The organism is Variovorax sp. J2L1-78, from assembly GCF_030317205.1.
GTDB lineage: Bacteria > Pseudomonadota > Gammaproteobacteria > Burkholderiales > Burkholderiaceae_C > Variovorax > Variovorax arabinosiphilus.
Genome location: NZ_JASZYB010000001.1, coordinates 303,325 through 319,851, shown reverse-complemented (window position 1 = coordinate 319,851; position 16,527 = coordinate 303,325). Strand labels below are relative to the sequence as shown.

18 protein-coding genes are annotated in these 16,527 nt (G+C 69.4%); 8 read left to right on the top strand and 10 right to left on the bottom strand.

Features of this window, described 5'->3' with window-relative positions; translation table 11 throughout:
- Positions 1-37: 37 nt before the first annotated feature.
- From QTH86_RS01585 to QTH86_RS01575, 3 genes are all read right to left on the bottom strand, one after another.
- Positions 38-1,258 carry a helix-turn-helix domain-containing protein gene (locus QTH86_RS01585; RefSeq protein WP_286646414.1) on the bottom strand — a complete coding sequence of 407 codons (1,221 nt, stop codon included), beginning with the start codon at positions 1,256-1,258 and terminating at the stop codon, positions 38-40.
- A gap of 10 nt (positions 1,259-1,268) precedes the next feature.
- Entirely contained in the window at positions 1,269-1,739 is a 471-nt protein-coding gene (locus tag QTH86_RS01580; RefSeq protein ID WP_286646415.1) for a metallophosphoesterase family protein, read from the bottom strand.
- A 102-nt stretch (positions 1,740-1,841) separates the two neighbouring features.
- Positions 1,842-3,554 (bottom strand): methyl-accepting chemotaxis protein, encoded by a 1,713-nt coding sequence (locus QTH86_RS01575; RefSeq protein ID WP_286646416.1) that lies wholly within the window; start codon positions 3,552-3,554, stop codon positions 1,842-1,844.
- A 242-nt stretch (positions 3,555-3,796) separates the two neighbouring features.
- Between QTH86_RS01575 and QTH86_RS01570 the strand changes: the two genes are divergently transcribed.
- Both QTH86_RS01570 and QTH86_RS01565 read left to right on the top strand, forming a co-directional pair.
- Positions 3,797-4,201: a hypothetical protein gene (locus QTH86_RS01570; protein ID WP_444813536.1), complete on the top strand. Its 405-nt coding sequence runs from the start codon at positions 3,797-3,799 to the stop codon at positions 4,199-4,201.
- A gap of 116 nt (positions 4,202-4,317) precedes the next feature.
- Positions 4,318-4,788: a hypothetical protein gene (locus QTH86_RS01565; protein ID WP_286646417.1), complete on the top strand. Its 471-nt coding sequence runs from the start codon at positions 4,318-4,320 to the stop codon at positions 4,786-4,788.
- On the opposite strand, the gene QTH86_RS01560 is transcribed toward QTH86_RS01565, so the two are convergent.
- Genes QTH86_RS01560 through QTH86_RS01550 form a run of 3 tightly spaced genes read right to left on the bottom strand, consistent with a single transcriptional unit; the run spans position 4,718 to position 8,201 of the window.
- Positions 4,718-6,025, bottom strand: coding sequence for an SAM-dependent methyltransferase (locus tag QTH86_RS01560; protein WP_286646418.1), 1,308 nt, complete (start codon positions 6,023-6,025; stop codon positions 4,718-4,720). The genes QTH86_RS01565 and QTH86_RS01560 overlap by 71 nt on opposite strands.
- Entirely contained in the window at positions 6,022-6,816 is a 795-nt protein-coding gene (locus tag QTH86_RS01555; RefSeq protein WP_286646419.1) for a DUF1365 domain-containing protein, read from the bottom strand. Before QTH86_RS01555 ends, QTH86_RS01560 begins: the two co-directional genes overlap by 4 nt.
- Complete coding sequence (locus QTH86_RS01550) at positions 6,813-8,201, bottom strand: NAD(P)/FAD-dependent oxidoreductase (protein ID WP_286646420.1); 1,389 nt, start codon at positions 8,199-8,201, stop codon at positions 6,813-6,815. The genes QTH86_RS01555 and QTH86_RS01550 overlap by 4 nt, the downstream gene beginning before the upstream one ends.
- Positions 8,202-8,408: 207 nt before the next feature.
- Here QTH86_RS01550 and QTH86_RS01545 point away from each other — a divergent pair, with 207 nt between their 5' ends.
- Positions 8,409-8,966, top strand: coding sequence for a sigma-70 family RNA polymerase sigma factor (locus QTH86_RS01545; protein WP_286646421.1), 558 nt, complete (start codon positions 8,409-8,411; stop codon positions 8,964-8,966).
- Entirely contained in the window at positions 8,966-9,619 is a 654-nt protein-coding gene (locus QTH86_RS01540) for a ChrR family anti-sigma-E factor (RefSeq protein ID WP_286646422.1), read from the top strand. Before QTH86_RS01545 ends, QTH86_RS01540 begins: the two co-directional genes overlap by 1 nt.
- 15 nt (positions 9,620-9,634) lie before the next feature.
- Here QTH86_RS01540 and QTH86_RS01535 read toward each other — a convergent pair whose 3' ends face one another.
- The 4 genes from QTH86_RS01535 to QTH86_RS01520 form a co-directional block, all read right to left on the bottom strand.
- Positions 9,635-10,048, bottom strand: a complete 414-nt coding sequence (locus QTH86_RS01535) for a DUF2177 family protein (protein ID WP_286646423.1) — start codon at positions 10,046-10,048, stop codon at positions 9,635-9,637.
- Between the two features lie 75 nt (positions 10,049-10,123).
- On the bottom strand, positions 10,124-10,759 hold the full coding sequence (locus QTH86_RS01530) for a DUF6134 family protein (protein ID WP_286646424.1): 636 nt from the start codon (positions 10,757-10,759) through the stop codon (positions 10,124-10,126).
- On the bottom strand, positions 10,756-11,544 hold the full coding sequence (locus QTH86_RS01525; protein ID WP_286646425.1) for a DUF1295 domain-containing protein: 789 nt from the start codon (positions 11,542-11,544) through the stop codon (positions 10,756-10,758). The genes QTH86_RS01530 and QTH86_RS01525 overlap by 4 nt, the downstream gene beginning before the upstream one ends.
- A complete protein-coding gene (locus QTH86_RS01520; protein ID WP_286646426.1) occupies positions 11,537-12,637 on the bottom strand; it encodes an SAM-dependent methyltransferase in 1,101 nt (366 codons plus the stop codon). The genes QTH86_RS01525 and QTH86_RS01520 overlap by 8 nt, the downstream gene beginning before the upstream one ends.
- 67 nt (positions 12,638-12,704) lie before the next feature.
- Between QTH86_RS01520 and QTH86_RS01515 the strand changes: the two genes are divergently transcribed.
- The 4 genes from QTH86_RS01515 (at position 12,705) to QTH86_RS01500 (ending at position 16,340) form a co-directional block, all read left to right on the top strand.
- A complete protein-coding gene (locus tag QTH86_RS01515; RefSeq protein ID WP_286646427.1) occupies positions 12,705-12,935 on the top strand; it encodes a small membrane protein YohP in 231 nt (76 codons plus the stop codon).
- 52 nt (positions 12,936-12,987) lie between these two features.
- Positions 12,988-13,887, top strand: a complete 900-nt coding sequence (locus tag QTH86_RS01510) for a transglutaminase family protein (RefSeq protein ID WP_286646428.1) — start codon at positions 12,988-12,990, stop codon at positions 13,885-13,887.
- Between the two features lie 264 nt (positions 13,888-14,151).
- Positions 14,152-15,945, top strand: a complete 1,794-nt coding sequence (locus QTH86_RS01505; RefSeq protein WP_286646429.1) for a nitrite/sulfite reductase — start codon at positions 14,152-14,154, stop codon at positions 15,943-15,945.
- Positions 15,942-16,340 carry a DUF934 domain-containing protein gene (locus QTH86_RS01500; RefSeq protein ID WP_286646430.1) on the top strand — a complete coding sequence of 133 codons (399 nt, stop codon included), beginning with the start codon at positions 15,942-15,944 and terminating at the stop codon, positions 16,338-16,340. Before QTH86_RS01505 ends, QTH86_RS01500 begins: the two co-directional genes overlap by 4 nt.
- Positions 16,341-16,527 lie beyond the last annotated feature (187 nt).

Below are 16,527 nucleotides of genomic sequence, written 5' to 3'. Positions count from 1 at the left end.
TCCTTCGGCACGCACACATCGGTGCCGTGGATGCACTTTAGGCAGGCGGCAGCGTGGTGGGGAGTAACAAGATCGTCGCGAATCCGGCGAGCGATGGCGCCAGCCAGCGGCGCGATCGCGCCCGGCCGACGGCGCGCACGCGGGCCTCGGCTTCCAGCGTGGCCAGCGCGCGCTGCACCGTGCGCTGGCTCGCACCCAACGCCAGGGCCAAGGCCGAGGTCGACCACGCCGCGCCGTCGGACAGCAACGCCAGCAGCGCCGCCGAGTCGCCGTCGATCGGCGGCGCCAGCACCGCGACGTCGCGCCCGTCGTTCGGCCGCAGCACGAAGCCGCGCGCCGTGGCATCGATGTCGGCGAAGGGCTTGGCCAGCGCACGCAGGCGGCCGATCTCGACGCGCAGGCGCGCCCGGTGCGTTTCGTCGGGACGGCGGGTGCGAAAGGCGCGGGCGATCAAGACCTCTCGCCCCACATCGCCCGGCCACGCCTCGCCCAGCGCGCGGACCAGCACGAACAGCACCGGCCGACGCGCCAGCGACAGGGCCTCGTCGCCCCGGCGCAGCCCATGGCGGCACGCATCGACGACCAGCGCCCCGCTGCCGAGGCACGCGGCGACCTCGTCCAGGCGCAGCACCTGCTCGCCCGCCACGCCCTGAAGCCGCGCCGCCGGGCGCTCGAGCACGCCCTGCGCATCCGCCGCCTCGGCCATGAGCGCTGGCACGCCCGAGCGCGCCGCCGCGGCCTGCGCACGGGCGAGCGCTGCACGCGCCGTGTCCACGCGCAGCGCGCGCAGTTCCAGTTCGGCCGCGACGAGCTCGGCCACCGCCGCCAGCGCGGGCGTCAGCCCGTGGGGATCGACCCGCGCCAAGGCGGCGCGTGCGTCGTCGAGCCGGCCGAGGAGCAGCCACCGGCGCGCGGCGATCAGCCGTGCGTGCACGCCGTTCGCGGCGTCGCCGCGGGCTTCGAGCGTGTCCACGGCGGCGGCGAGATGGCGCGGCGACTCGGCCAGGTCGCGCAGGGCCAGCGCGACCTCCGCCTCCGCGACGACGCAGCGCGCCTGCGCCAGCGGCTCGTGCGAGCCGAAGGCATGGGCCGCATGCCGCAACAGCTCGCGCGCCCGGGCATGCTCGCCGAGCTGCGCCATCGCGATACCGCGCTGCGCCAGCGCCGGCGGGTCGTCGCGCAGCGCCACGCGCTGGAGCGCACCGAGCGCATCGCCCATGGCGAGGGCGCGCGCGGCGGTGGCGATCAGCGCATCCATCGCGTGAGGCTCAACGCGAATTCGGCACGAGCGTGACCAGCCGCGGCGTTACGCGGCCTTCGGCGATGCGAAGCTCCCCCACCGAAATCGGCAGCGTGAAGCGGCGCGGCCCGGCGCTGCCCGGATTGACGTAGAGCACACCCGCGCGCTCGGTCAGCGACGGCCTGTGCGAATGGCCGCTGACCACCACCTGGACGCCGGCCTCGGCAGGCACGATGTCCAGCTCGGCGATGTCGTGCACCGTATGCAGCCGGATGCCGCCCAGCGCGAGCGTCAGCGAGACGGGAATGGCCGCGGCCCAGGGTGCGTGGTCGTTGTTGCCGCGCACCACCGACAGCGGGGCGATGGCGGCGAGGCGTTCGAGGATGTCCGGCCCGCCGATATCGCCGGCGTGGACGAGGTGGTCGCATCCCGCCAGAAAGGCGAGCGCCTCGGGCCGCAGCAGGCCGTGGGTGTCCGAGATGAGGCCGATGCGCAGCATGGGCCGATTCTGCCGTCGGACAGTGGTGGCCTAGGGTCGGCTTTCCCCGGTGTTTCGCTGCGCGATCAATGCCAGCTGCGCCTCAGTGCGCACGTCGGCAGATCAGAACGACGCCCAATCGTCGGCGCTCGACACGACCACGTCGCGGGCAGCGCTCGGCTCGCGCTTGCGCGTCGGTGCGGAAGACGGGCGTGCCAGGGCGGCCCTTGAAGCGACCGCCGGCCGGCGTGTCGCCTCACCGCTCGCACTGCTCGCACTGCTCGCGTCGCTGTCCAACGTGAACACGCTCACCACCTGCGACAGGCTGCCGGCCTGCTCCTGCAGCGAAGCAGCAGCGGCCGCAGACTCTTCCACCAGCGCCGCGTTCTGCTGCGTGACCTGGTCCATCTGCGTGATGGCCTGGTTGATCTGCTCGATGCCCTGCGTCTGCTCGTGGCTCGCCGCGCTGATCTCGCCCATGATGTCGGTCACCCGGCGCACGCTGGCCACGATCTCTTCCATCGTCTGGCCCGCTTCGGCCACCTGGTGGCTTCCCGCCTCGACCTTGCTGACCGAGTCGTCGATCAGGCCCTTGATCTCCTTGGCCGCTGCGGCCGAGCGCTGTGCCAGGCTGCGCACTTCCGAGGCGACCACGGCGAAGCCACGGCCTTGCTCGCCGGCGCGTGCCGCTTCCACCGCCGCGTTCAGCGCCAGGATGTTGGTCTGGAAGGCGATGCCGTCGATGACCGCGATGATGTCCACGATCTTCTTGCTCGACGCGTTGATCGAGCCCATGGTGTTGACCACCTGGCTGACGACGGTACCGCCGCGAACGGCCACTTCGGAGGCCGAGGCCGCCAGCTGGTTGGCCTGGCGGGCGTTGTCGGCGTTCTGCTTGACCGTCGAGGTCAGCTCTTCCATCGACGCGGCCGTCTCTTCCAGCGAGCTGGCCTGCTCTTCGGTGCGCGAGGACAGGTCCTGGTTGCCCGAGGCAATCTGGCTCGAGGCCGTGGCGATCGTGTCGGTGCCCTGGCGAACTTCGCCGACCACCTTGGCCAGGCTGTCGTTCATGGCCTTCAGCGCGCTGAGCAACATCCCGGTTTCATCCGTCGTCTTCGGCTCGATGCGGCTGGTGAGGTCGCCCGCGGCGACGGTCTGCGCGATCTGCACGGCTTCGCGCAATGGCCTGGCGACGATGCGAGCCACCCAGAAGGCGAGGGCCAGGCCGATGGCGATGGCGCCGAAGATCACACCGATGACCCACGCGCGAGACGAGAGATAGAGCGCCGTGGCGTCGTCGCTGGCCTTGTCGCCGCCGTTGACGCTGATCTGGATCAGCTTGTCCAACTGCTCGACGATTTTCCGGTAGGCGTTGAACACATCGCCGCGGACGAAGGCGCGTGCTTCTTCATCGCGCCCGGCGGTGGACAGGGCGAGCAGCTTGTCGTGAACAGCCAGGTAAGGCGGCATCGCGGCCAGCATCTGCGTCGTGATCTCCTTCTGTTCGGCCGTCGAGGAGATCTTCTGGTAGGTCACCAGGCTCTTCTGCAATTCGGACCAGATGCCGGCCATCGATTTCTCGTAGAAGGCGCGATCTTCGCTGCTCTCGGACAACAGGTGGTTGAGTTCGGTCGACCGGTAACGCGCCAGGATGATCTTGATCTCGAGCAGGACGCGTGCGCTGGGCATCCAGTTGTCGGCCAGGTCGGAGGCCTTCTGGTTGACCTTGCCCAGTTGAACGACGGAGAACGCGCCCAGGCCGGCCATGAGGGTCAGGACGATGACGAAGGACAGAAGCAGCTTGTTGGCCAACTTCAGGTTGTAGAACGCTTTCATGGTGCTTTCGACGAAGAGGGGTGCCGACGTCCGGCGGCGCGAGAAGGAGAATGAACGTCTTCGTCTATCGGCGGCTCGCCGCCAAAATTAAGGGTAACCCCCTAGATCGATCCGATGCCCTTCGACACCTTCGGAAGCCTCTGTCACGGCCTGCACCGGATGACGGCACAGTTTGTTTCGCAGTGCCTGTCGACTTCGGCGGGGGTTCGGGCGTTGGAGTGCACACCACTTCACCACGGTCCATGACACACCCCACCCTGCGCCGCCTCGGCACGACGACTTTCTTCTTCATGGCCCTGCTGGCCGGTGCCGGCGCACAGGCGCGCACCGACATCGGGGTCAGCATCGGCGTGCCCGGCGTGGTGGTGTCGCCCGGCTATGCGCCGGCGCCCATCTACGTGCCGCCACCGCCGCCCGTGTACTACGCGCCGCCACCGCCGGTGTATCGCCCGCCCGTGTATCTGCAGGCGCCGCCCGTGGAATACGTGCCTGCGCCGGGCTATGCGCCCTACTACGCCGTGCCGCGTCCGCGCTATTACGACGACCGCCGCTACCCGCCGCCCGGCTATCGCCGCGACCGCGACCATGACGGCATTCCGGATCGCTACGACGGCTACGACAACCGGCGCGACTACTACCGACGCTGATCGGGCGGCGGCTCGCGAGGCTGCGTCCGACGGGCAGAGCCTGTCCTCGGCCGATTCGACGCCATGGCGTTCAAGGTCCAGAATGCGCTTCCCGCAGCCTGCTTCGAGGTATGGACATGGACCGGACATTCGATGCGATGACGGCGGCACTCGAGGCAGGCGGCCTGGTCGCTGCGCTGAAAGTGCTCAACGATCGAGTCGTTCAACGCTACAGCGCCGTGTACCGCCTGACGCCTGATCGGCGGCTGGAAAACGTGGCGTTCGTCGACAAGCTGGCAATGCCTTACCCCGAGCACCTGCTGGCCGTGCCGTATGGCATGAGCTTCTGCCAGTTCACTTTCGCCGACGGCGAATTTCGGACCTCGGACTCCTCGATGGACCGCCGCCTGGAAGGGCATCCGTACAAGGGGCTGGTCAATTCGTACCACGCCGTCTCCATCGTCGGCGACAACGGGGACATCACGGGATCGATCTGCCATTTCGACCTGGATGCCGCCCCGCTCGCCGATGCGGATTTCAAGCTGCTGCGGTCGGCTGCCCGTGCCCTTTCAGCCTATCTGCCGCCTTCGACATCCGTGACAACCTGAGCAGCCGCACGTCGACCCGTCCGGCGCGAAAGCCGGCCTCGCAGTAGCTCAGGTAGTACTCCCACAGCCGCTTGAAGGCGGCGTCGAAGCCCAGCGGCTCGATGGTGGGCCAGGCCGCCAGGAAGCGGCGTCTCCACTCGGCCAGCGTGGCCGCATAGCTCATGCCGAAGGACTCGGCCACCTCGAGCCTCAACCCGACGCGCGCGGCCTGTGCGCGCAACGCCTCCACCGGTGGCAGCATGCCGCCGGGGAAGATGAAGCGCTGGATGAAGTCGGGCGTGGCGCGGTACGACGCGAACTGCGCCTCGTCGATGGTGATCACCTGCACCACCGCCACGCCATCGTCGGCGAGCCGGTCGCGCAGCGTGTCGAAGTACACCGGCCAGTAGCGCTCGCCCACCGCCTCGAGCATCTCGATGGACACGATGCGGTCGTAGCGGCCATCGACGTCGCGGTAGTCCTGCAGGCGCAGGTCGATGCGCGCCTCCAGCCCCTGCGCCTTGACCTGTTCGCACGCGTGCGCCAGTTGCTCGGTCGACAGCGTGAGGCCGGTGACCTGCGCGCCGCCCTCCCCGCCCATCGCCAGCGCCAGCGCACCCCAGCCGCAACCGATCTCCAGCACGGTCGAGCCCGGCTGGAGCTCGAGCAGCTCGACGATGCGCGCCAGCTTGGTGGCCTGCGCCTCTTCGATCGTCTCGTCGCCGCGGGCGTACAGCGCGCTCGAATAGATCATCTGCGGATCGAGCCACTGCGCATAGAAGGCATTGCCCAGGTCGTAGTGGAAGGCGATGTTCTGGCGGCTGCCGCGCCGCGTGTTCGAGCGCAGCCGGTGCGCCACGCGGCCGATCCATCGCGCCGGCAGCGAGGGCTCGTAGGCGCGACCGCAGCCGGCCTCGTTGCGGATGCCGAATTCGAGCAGTGCGCTCAGGTCCGGGCTCGACCAGTCGCCGTCGCGGTAGCTTTCGGCCAGGCCGATGTCGCCGCGCAGCACCATGCGCGCGAGTGGTCGCCAGCGGTGCAGCGTGACCGCGGCATGCGGGCCGGGCTGCGCGCCGCGGCCGAGCACGCGCTCGCCGTTGGGCAGTTCGACCAGCAGCGATCCGCAACCCACGCCGCGCAGCAGGCGCACCAGCAGACGGCGCAGCGGTCGCCGCGTCCACGAGGCCATCGTGCTGCCATCAGCCAGGTGCAGGACATCGGCCTCCAGGCCGTTCGGTGCGGAGGTGGAAGTGCTCATGGTTCGGGGCTTGCCACGATGGTGACGGGCTGTGCGGGTGCCGGCGGGCAGCGGCGAAAGGGTGCGCCCTTCAGCCACAGCCGCAGGGCTTCCCAGTGAATGGCCACCACCACCTTCAGGGTGAGCAGCGGATGCGTGACGAAGGCCAGCGCCAGCGCGCCGTCCGTCAAAGACTTGCGGCGAGCGTCGATGCGCGCGACGAGCACCGGCCCGTCGGCATCGGCCACGGTGATGCCCACTGCCAGCCCGGGTCGATCGGGCGCCGGCGGCTCGATGCGGAAGGCGTAGCGCATGTCCAGGTCCATGAAGGGCGACACGTGGAATCGCTTGGCGCAGTGCTGGTCGATGTGCGCGGCCTCGCGTTGCGCCCCGTCGACCGGGATCAGGTAGCTGTGGCGCTGACCGAAGGTGTTGTTCACCTCGTAGAGGACGGCCTGCAGCCCGCCCTCGGGCCGCTCGCAGTAGTACACGCTCAGCGGGTTGAAGACATGGCCGAGGATGCGCGGCATGGTGAGCAGCCGGATCGCGCCGCCGCCCGCCAGCCCGGCCGCGTGCAGCTGGCGCTCGACATGCGCGCGCAAGCCGCCGCCATCGCCGGCGCCGTAGTCGCGCTCATGCAGGCTGAACAGGTTGAAGCGGTTCAGCGAGAACAGGCGCAGCCGCCCTGCCAGCGCAGGCAGCGCATCGATGTCGAGCAAGAGCGAGAACACGCGGTACCGCAACCGGTGCCGCACCGGCTTCAGCCGTTGGTGCATCACCCGGCCGACGTAGAGCGCGCCGTCCGCCGTCAAGCCAGCGCCCCACTCGTCGATGTTGCCGCTGTCGTGCCCAGGCGGATGCGTCCGGATTCGTTGGCCACCGACCACGGCCGGCGCACCCCGCCCAGCGTTTCGGCCACCGCCAGCCCGGCCTGCAGGCCATCCTCATGGAAGCCCGCGCCGAAGTACGCGCCGCAGAACCAGGTGCGGTGGCGGCCCTGCAGCGACCACAGGTCGTCCTGCGCACGGATCGCCGCCATGTTGAACAGCGGGTGCTCGTAGATTTCGCTGCGGATCAGGTGTTCCGGCCGCGGCTCGCGGGTCGGGTTGAGCGTGAGGAACAGCGGCGTCTCCGTTGGGAGGTCCTGGAGTCGGTTCATCCAGTAGGTGACGCACGGCGGCTGCTGGCGGCGGCGGTCGGCCGCGTAGTTCCAGCTCGACCACACGGCGCGGCGCTGCGGCATCAGCGCCGGGTCGCTGTGCAGCACGGCGCGGTTGCGGCTGTAGCCGAAGGCGCCCAGCATGCGCTGCTCGTCGTCGCTGGCGTCGGGCAGCAGGCGCAGCGCCTGGTCGGCGTGCGTGGCGATCACGACCTGGTCGAAGCGCTCGGCGCTGCCCGCGCCCTCGGTCCGCACGCACGCGCCACCGGCATCGCGCCGCACCTCGACCGCCGCGCTGTCGAGCCGCAAGCGATCGCCCAGGCCCTCGGTCAGGCGTTCCACGTAGCGCGCGCTGCCACCGGTCACGGTGCGCCAGCGCGGGCGGTTGGTCAGCTGCAGCAGGTGATGGTTCTCGCAGAAGCGCACGAAGGCTTCGGTCGGGTAGTCGCCGACGCGCGCGGCCGAGGTCGACCAGATGGCCGCCGCCATCGGGTAGAGATGGTCGTCGCGGAAGGCCTGGCCGTAGCCGCGTGCGTCGAGGTAGCTGTCGAGCGGGATCAGCCCGAAGCGCTCGGCATCCTGCGGCGCCTGGCGGTAGAAGCGCACCAGGTCGCGCAGCATCGACCAGAAGCGCCCGCTGACCAGGTTGCTGCGCTGCGCGAACAGGCCGCGCAGGTCGGTTCCTGAATACTCGAGCGCACCTTGGTCCAGACTCACGGCGAAGGACATTTCCGAGGGCTGCGTCGCCACACCCAGGTGCGCGAACAGCGCGCTCAGGTTGGGGTACGCCGCCTCGTTGTAGACGATGAAGCCGGTGTCGACCGCGATCCGACCCGAGGCGCCTGGCACCTCCACCGTGTTGCTGTGGCCGCCGGGCCGGCTGTCGGCCTCGAACAGGGTTACGCGGTGGCGCTGCGACAGCAGCCAGGCGGCCGACAGCCCCGAGATGCCGCTGCCGATGACGGCGATGTCGAGCACCGCGCGGTCCGAGCCGAGGGCGGGCGGCAGGCCATCGTCGTGAGCGGTGGCGAAGGTCATGGGCGTCTCCGGAAATTTATGCGTCGCACCTTGTACGCAGCCACGCCCGGTTTGGATTCGTTGCAGTATCACCGTGATCTAATCGCGCCGAAGGTGCGTATGCCGAGCATGAACACCGTCCGACAACCCACGGCGCCAGCCTCTTCGCGGAATCCATCGCGCTCACCCTGGCTGTCGATCGTGACACCGCACCCAGGCCGCGACACGATGCCCACAAGCGAAGAACTCAACAGGCTGGCCCAGGCCGTGGCGCGCTCCGCCGACCGCCAGGCCTTCGCGGCCCTGTTCAAGCATTTCGCGCCCCGCGTGAAGACCTACCTGGTGCGTCTGGGTACCGCCGACGGCCTGGCCGAGGAACTGACGCAGGAGGCGATGGTGAGCGTCTGGCGCAAGGCCGCCACCTTCGACGCCGAGCGCGCCAGCGTCTCGACCTGGATCTTCACCATCGCGCGCAACCTGCGGGTGGACCACTTTCGCCGCATGGGCAACCGCACCGTCGAGGCCGAGGCGCCAGACGGCGAGGAGATGCCCGATACCCAGCCCCAGCCCGACGAACTGCTGCTCACGCACCAGCGCGAGGCCGGCCTGCGCCAGGCGATGGAACGGTTGCCGGCCGAGCAGCTGCGCGTGCTGCGCCTGTCTTTCTACGAGGAGCAGCCCCATGCGCAGATCGCCCAGGAGCTGGGCATTCCGCTGGGGACGGTCAAGTCGCGCGTGCGGCTCGCCGTGCTGCACCTGCGCCGACTTCTCGACGGACTCGAATGATGACGATCCAACACCATCCCGACGACGATCTGTTGCTGGCCCTCGCGGCCGGCAGCCTGGCGCGCGGCCATTCGGTGGTCGTGGCCAGCCACCTGGAACATTGCGCACATTGCCGGCAGCGGGTCGAACTGCTCGAAGCCGTGGGTGGCGCGATGCTGGACGCGCTCCCGCCGGCCCTGCTGGCGCCCGAAGCGCTGGCCCGCACGATGGCCGCCATCGACGCGCCCGTGAAACGCACCGGTGCCCGCCCGTCGGCGCCGCACCCCGCGTTGCCGGCCGGCATGTGCTGGCCGCAGTCGCTGGTCGGGTGCAGCGCCACCCGCTGGCGCTGGCTCGGCCCCGGCATGCGCTGGAGCCGCGTGACGCTGCCCGACGACGCGGCCGCCAACGTCTTCCTGCTGCGCATCGGTGCCGGCAAGAACCTGCCCGCGCACACGCACAGCGACTGCGAGCTGACCCAGGTGCTGTACGGCGCCTTCCATGACGGCCGGGCCCGCTTCGGCCCCGGCGACTTCGACGAGGCCGACGGCAGCTTCGAGCACCAGCCGGTGGTCGAGGCCGGCGGCGAATGCATCTGCCTGGCCTCGGTCGATGGCCGCGTGCTGTTCAAGGGCGCGATCGCGCGCACGCTGGGCGCGCTGGTCGGGATGTGACAGCGCCCCGGCCGCTCAGCGGCCGGTGATCGCCATCGTGATGCGCGCTGCCGCCGCAGCCGACACCGCCGTCACGAAGGTGCCCCAGCAGAGGTCGGCGATCGTGACCGTCCACGACCAGTCCTTGAGCGTGGCCTGGTTCGTGAGGTCGTAGGTCGCATAGGCCATCAGCCCCAGCATCGCGCCATAGCCCAGCGCGGTCGTCCAGCGCCCGCTCTGCAGCGCCGGCGTCACGGCGAACACCACGACGCCCGCGATGTAGATCAGATAGAACGCCGCGGCGGGCGCCAACGCGAAACGCTCCAGCATGATCGCGCCCATCGCGGGCCGGTACAGCCGGTCGGCCATCGTGCCGAGCCAGATGGCGTCGAGCACCAGGAAGACGACGGCCGTGGACACGTAGGCGATGGCGTAGTGCCGGATGGACATGGGGGACTGCTCCTGGAATCGATGGTGCGGCACGGATCGTGCCTCGACGCCTTACGCATCAAGCCCGCGCCCGGATCACTTCAGGCGATAGCTCAGCTTGCGCCCACCGCCGACGGTCGAGTCCAGCCCGACCCACTCGCCCTGCGCGGTGTACCAGACATCCACCGGCTGCGCCGGCCCGTCGATGCGCCAGCGCACGGCCGGCACCGTCTGCCCGCGCGCCTCGACCGTACCGCTGGCGACGCGACTGACCTGCACGGCTTCATGGCGGCCGGTCTGCGCATTGAGGAGCCGCGTCTGCTGGCGGATGGCGGGGTTCCAGTAGGCGAAGCTCATGACGCAGCCCTCGATCGACCGCGTGCCCTCCGGCATCACCACCTTCAGCGCGTCGCCGGCGGCGTCCGCCGCGACGCGGCTCGCGCGGCCGTCGTCGTCGGTGCTCGCCACGAGCGAGCGCAGGCAGTTCCCGCGCCACTGCTCCTCTGCCCGGTGCGTGTAGCGGTACACGGTCAGGCCCATCAGCTTCACCGCGAAGCGCGCATCGCTCAGCACCGTGTGCGCCTCGGGCGGCCCGCCGACCGTGAAGCGGTGCTCGCCGATCGGCTTGTCGTCGAGCAGCACCTGGAAGTCGTAGGTGGCGTCGGCGGCCACGCACATCAGCGGCGCGGCGCTCAGACATGCCGCGATGCCGAAGCGCCACCGCGCCCTCACGCCGCGTCCTTCGGCGGCCCCGGCACGAAGGCGTTGGTGCGCGCGATGTAGTCGCGGTAGGCCGGGCGACGCTCGCCGATGTCCTTCTCCAGCAGACTCACGCCCGACACCTTCAGCAGCAGCACCGTCATCAGCAGCGGCGACACCACGCTCCAGGCCGCGCCCGAGCCCGCACCGGCCAGCGCGACCAGCCACAGCCCCCACCACACGCAGGCCTCGCCGAAGTAGTTGGGATGGCGGGTGTAGCGCCACAGGCCACGGTCCATCACCTGGCCGTGGTGGCGCGGGTCGGCCTTGAAGCGCGCCATCTGCGCGTCGCCGATCGCTTCGAAGACGATGCCGAAGGCGGCGAGCGCCAGCCCGGCGATGTCGAGCAGGCCCCATGGCCGGCTGCCTCCGAGAACGGCCAGGAAAGGCGCGGCCACGACCCAGGCCAGCCCTGCCTGCAGCAGGAACACCAGGTACAGGCTCTTCACCCCGAAGTGGGGCTGGTTGCGTTCGCGGATCTGCCGATAGCGGCGGTCTTCCCCGTGGCCCCAGTTGCGCCAGGTGATGAACAGGCTCAGCCGCAGCGCCCACAGGCTGCCCAGCACCAGCATCCACAGCGCTCGCCCGCTGGCGTCGGGCGTCTGCAGGAAAAACGTCCAACCGGCGCCGACGATGGCGAGCGACCAGACGCGGTCCACCACGCTCGCGTCGCGTCGCACCAGGCTCGCCACCCAGGTGACGAGCAACACGCCCACCGTGAAGGCCAGGCCGGCGAAGACCCCTCGAAGCTCAGGCATCGGCGGCCAGCGGTGCGGTCCGAGTCGATGCCGGCCGGGCGGTGACGACATGCACCCGCTTCTCGAACAGGTAGTGGCTGACCCACCAGCGCTGGCCGCCGTCGTAGCCGAACAGCTCCGACACCGACAGGAAGAACAGCCGCCACCGGATCCACCACACCGAGGCGTCGGCGCCGTAGGTCTGCCTGAAGAGCGGCATCAGCGTTGCGGCGCGATCGTCCATGTTGCGCAGCCACGCCTCGGCGGTGCGCCGGTAGTGGGTGCCATTCCAGCGCCATTGCTGCAGCACCCGCAGGTCGTCCTGGCAATGCAAGGCGAGGTCGTCGCTCGGCATCATGCCGCCCGAGAAGAAGTGGCGGCTCATCCAGTCGCTCGCATCGCGTTCGACGAAGGGGTACGGCGCCCCGCGGTGGGCGAAGACGTGCATGAAGAAGCGGCCCTCGTCGCGCAACCAGCGCGCCACGTTGGCGAAGGCCCGCGGCCAGTTGCGCAGATGCTCGAACATCTCGACCGACACCACGCGGTCGAAGCGCGCCGCCGTGTCGAACACGTTGATGTCGCAGGTGACGACCCGCACGTTGGTCAATCCCAGGCGCTGGGCCTCGGCCTCGATGTGGACGCGCTGCGAGTGCGAGTTCGACAGCGCGGTGATGCGGCTGCCCGGGTACTGCGTCGCCATCCACAGCGTGAGCGAGCCCCAGCCACAGCCGAGTTCGAGCACGTCCTGCCCGTCGACCAGGCCGGCGCGCAGGCAGGTGGCCTCGAGCGCCGCAGCCTCGGCGGCCGACAGCGTCTCGACGCCTTCCGGCCAAAAGCAGCTGCTGTATTTGCGGTGGGCACCCAGTACCTCGCCGAAAAAGGCGGCGGGCACCTCGTAGTGCTGCTCGTTGGCTTTCTCGGGCAGCGGCGCCAGTGTGGCCCCGCGCATCTCCTGCAGGAAAGCAGCCGTCAACTCGGCCGCCGCCCCCGTGTCGTCCGCACGCATCTCGCCAAGGCGCGCCTTCAACAGACGGCGAATGCCGAGGCGGATGAAACGGTCGGGCACCCGCCCCCGCTCGACGGATCGGATCGCGATTTCGGTGGCATGCGGCATGGGCGTTTCCTCGGGCACGGCCCCCAGATGCGGAAAGGCCTGCCAGCCTTACGCAGCGAGCGACGCCGTGGATCAGCCGCTGTCGCCTCTTGTCGCCTTGCCATGCCGTGGTTCGCTCCTACATCACGACTGCGCGCCCACCGAGCGCCCGGAAGCCCGGTTCGCGGCACGCTGTGCGCTGTTCGAACTCACCTCCCCGACTGGAACCCCTTTCATGAAAATCGTCCTGTGGATCATCTTCATCATCTTCCTCATCGGCCTGGCCGTCGTGCTGGGGCTCGGCAAGCTGATCTTCTGAATCCGCCCGCCTCCGCTTCGCCGCAGACACCTCGCGCGCGCAGAATGGCGCCATGCCCATCCGCTACGACATCGTCCACACCACGGTCTACCGCTACCGCACGCCCGTGACCTTCGGCGAGCACCGCGTGATGTTCCGCCCGCGCGACAGCCATGACCTGCGGGTGCTGGCGACCGACCTGCAGGTGAGCCCGGAGGCGATCGTGCGGATGATCCAGGATCCGCACTCCAATTCGGTGGCGCTGGTGCAACCGATCCGGCCGGCTACCGAACTGCGTCTGGTGTGTTCGTTCACCATCGAGCGGGCCGACGTGACGCAGGACCTGTCGCTGCTCTCGCCTTCGGCCGAACACCTGCCCTTCGCCTACTCCGTGCAGGACCGGTTCGACCTGGAGCACTACCTGCGTCCCCACCACGACGACCCGGAGGGCAAGCTCATCGCCTGGGCCCACCAGTTCTTCCGGCACGACGGGCCCACTGGCACGCGCGACCTGCTGGAGCGCATGAACCAGCACATCAACCAGAACTTCCGCTACGAGACACGCGACGAGGAAGGCACGCAGACGCCATTGCAGACGCTTGCGTTGTCCAGCGGCAGCTGTCGCGACTATGCGCTGCTGATGATGGAAGCGGCGCGGCGCCTGGGCGTGGCGACACGCTTCGTCTCGGGCTACCTGTACGACGCGGCGCTCGACGACAACACCGTCGTCGGCTCCGGCGACGCGATCACCGGCGCAGGCGCGACGCACGCCTGGCTGCAGGCCTACCTGCCGGGCGCCGGCTGGGTGGCCTACGACCCGACCAACAACCTGCTGGGCGGCAGCCAGCTGATCCGCGTCGCGGTGGCGCGCGACCCGGCCTTCGCGGCGCCGGTGTCCGGCAGCTGGTTCGGAGAGCGCGATGCCTACGAGAGCCTGGAAGCCACCGTCCAGGTCAAGCGCCGCGCCGGCTGACGCCCCGGGGTCTCGACGGGAGCGCGCCTGTTGCCGCAGGACGACCCCGTCGGCGTAGGCACCGCTCGGTCGTGCCGGCCAGCGTGGCGCGCCCTTATCCGGACAAGGCCTCCGATCGCCCGCCAACCCGCATGGCCACTGGTGAATATGCTTATCCGCATAATGCGTGAACCAAAAAATAGTTGGTTTTGACAAGCGGCGACCCTACAGTCGACGCCCTTCTTGGCGGTACCGACCGCAGGCCGCGCTCAAGCCCCCTACACGATGTATCAATACACAGATTTCGATCGCCAGTTCGTGCGCCAGCGCGCGGCGCAGTTCCGTGACCAGCTCGAACGCTGGCAAGCCGGCAAGCTCGCCGAAGACGAATTCAAGCCGCTGCGCCTGCAGAACGGCTGGTACGTGCAGCGCTACGCCCCGATGCTGCGCGTGGCGGTGCCCTACGGCGAACTGTCGAGCAAGCAGTTGCGCGTGCTCGCCCGCATCGCCCGCGAGTACGACGAACCCGAAGCCGAGGTCTACCGGCGCGCCACCGAGAAGCAGGGCCTGCTGGGCACGAAGCACATGCCGACCCATTACGGCCACTTCACCACCCGCCAGAACGTCCAGTTCAACTGGATTCCCCTGGCCAAGAGCGCCGACGTGATGGACCTGCTGGCCACGGTCGACATGCACGGCATCCAGACCAGCGGCAACTGCATCCGCAACATCACGAGCGACGAGCGCGCCGGCGTCGCGCATGACGAGATCGCCGACCCGCGCCCCTTCGCCGAGATCATGCGGCAGTGGAGCACGCTGCACCCTGAATTCGCCTTCCTGCCGCGCAAGTTCAAGATCGCGATCACCGGCGCCGCGGAAGACCGCGCCGCCACCGGCTGGCACGACGTGGGGCTGCACCTGGTCAAGAACGAGGCCGGCGAGCTGGGCTTCCGCGTGCAGGTGGGCGGCGGCATGGGCCGCACGCCGATCATCGGCACGGTGCTGCGCGAGTTCCTGCCGTGGAACCAGATCATGAATTACCTGGAAGCCGTGGTGCGGGTCTACAACCGCTACGGCCGCCGCGACAACATCTACAAGGCGCGCATCAAGATCCTGGTGAAGGCCGAGGGCCAGCGCTATATCGACGACGTCGAGGCCGAGTACAAGCAGATCATCGAGCACGACGGCGCGCCGCACACCATCACGCAGGCCGAGTTCGACCGCGTGGCCGCGTCCTTCGTGCCGCCCGCGCTCGCCACCCGCGTGCTGCAGAGCGCCGAGAAGACCGAGGCCGAACTGCGCCAGCACGCCGCCGACGACGTGATGTTCGCGCGCTGGCTGGCCCGCAACGTGGCGCCGCACCAGAACCCCGCGCTGCGCGCCGTCACGCTGTCGTTCAAGCGCCTGAAGCAGGCGCCCGGCGACGCGTCGGCCGACCAGCTCGACACCGCCGCACGCCTGGCCGACCGCTTCAGCGCCGGCGAGGCCCGCGTGACGCACGACCAGAACCTGCTGCTGCCCTGGGTGCACGCCGAAGACCTGCACGCGCTGTGGCTGGCGGCCCGCGAGGCGGGCTTCGCGAGCGCCAACGTGCGCCTGCTGACCGACATGATCGCCTGCCCCGGCGGCGACTTCTGCGACTTGGCCAACGCCCGCTCGATCCCCATCGCCGAAGCCATCACCGAGCGCTACCAGGACCTGGACGAACTCGATGACCTGGGCGAGATCGACCTGCACATCAGCGGCTGCATCAACAGCTGCGGTCACCACCACAGCGGCCACATCGGCATCCTCGGCGTCGACAAGGACGGCAAGGAGTGGTACCAGGTCACGCTGGCCGGCTCCGACGGCTCCGACCTGAGCGGCACGCCCCAGGCCGGCAAGGTGGTCGGCCCGTCCTTCACCGCGGCCGAGGTGCCGGAGGTGATCGAGGCCGTGCTCTCGACCTACCGCGACACCCGCCAGGTCATCGACGGGAAGCGCGAGACCTTCATCGACACGCTGCGCCGCGTCGGACCCGATCCGTTCAAGGCGGCCGCCAACGGCGCGCGCTTCAAGGCCGAAGAGGTGGCCGCATGAACAAGACGCTGAAGCTCGTGGCCGCCGAAGACCACGTCGACGACGGCGACCCGAAAGTGCTGCAGCTGGCGAACGACGCCGACCCGCTCGCCATCGCCGTGTGCCTGCAGGACATCGACCGCATCGACCTGCACTTCCCGAAGTTCACGGATGGCCGGGCCTACAGCCAGGCCTTCCTGCTGCGCCGTCGCATGGGCTTCCAGGGCGAGATCCGCGCCACCGGCGACGTGCTGATCGACCAGTTGGTGCAGATGCAGCGCATGGGCTTTTCCAGCGCCGTGCTGCGCGAAGGTGTCGACGCATCGGCAGCGCAACGCCAGTTCGACCGTTTCGCGGCCTTCTACCAGGGCGATGCGGTGACGGCCGACCCGATCTTCAAGCGCGAGCACGCCTGACGGCCCCTCGGTGAGCACACCCAGGCCGCGCCTCGTGCGCGGCTTTTTTTCGTGCGTTCGATGCGTGACCCGGTGACAGCCCATATCCAGGGGGACGCCCGAATCGCCCCGCAACCCGCATGAACAGGGGTGCATTTGCTTATCCGCATAAAGCGCGAACTAAAAGATCGTTGGCTTCCATAAGCCG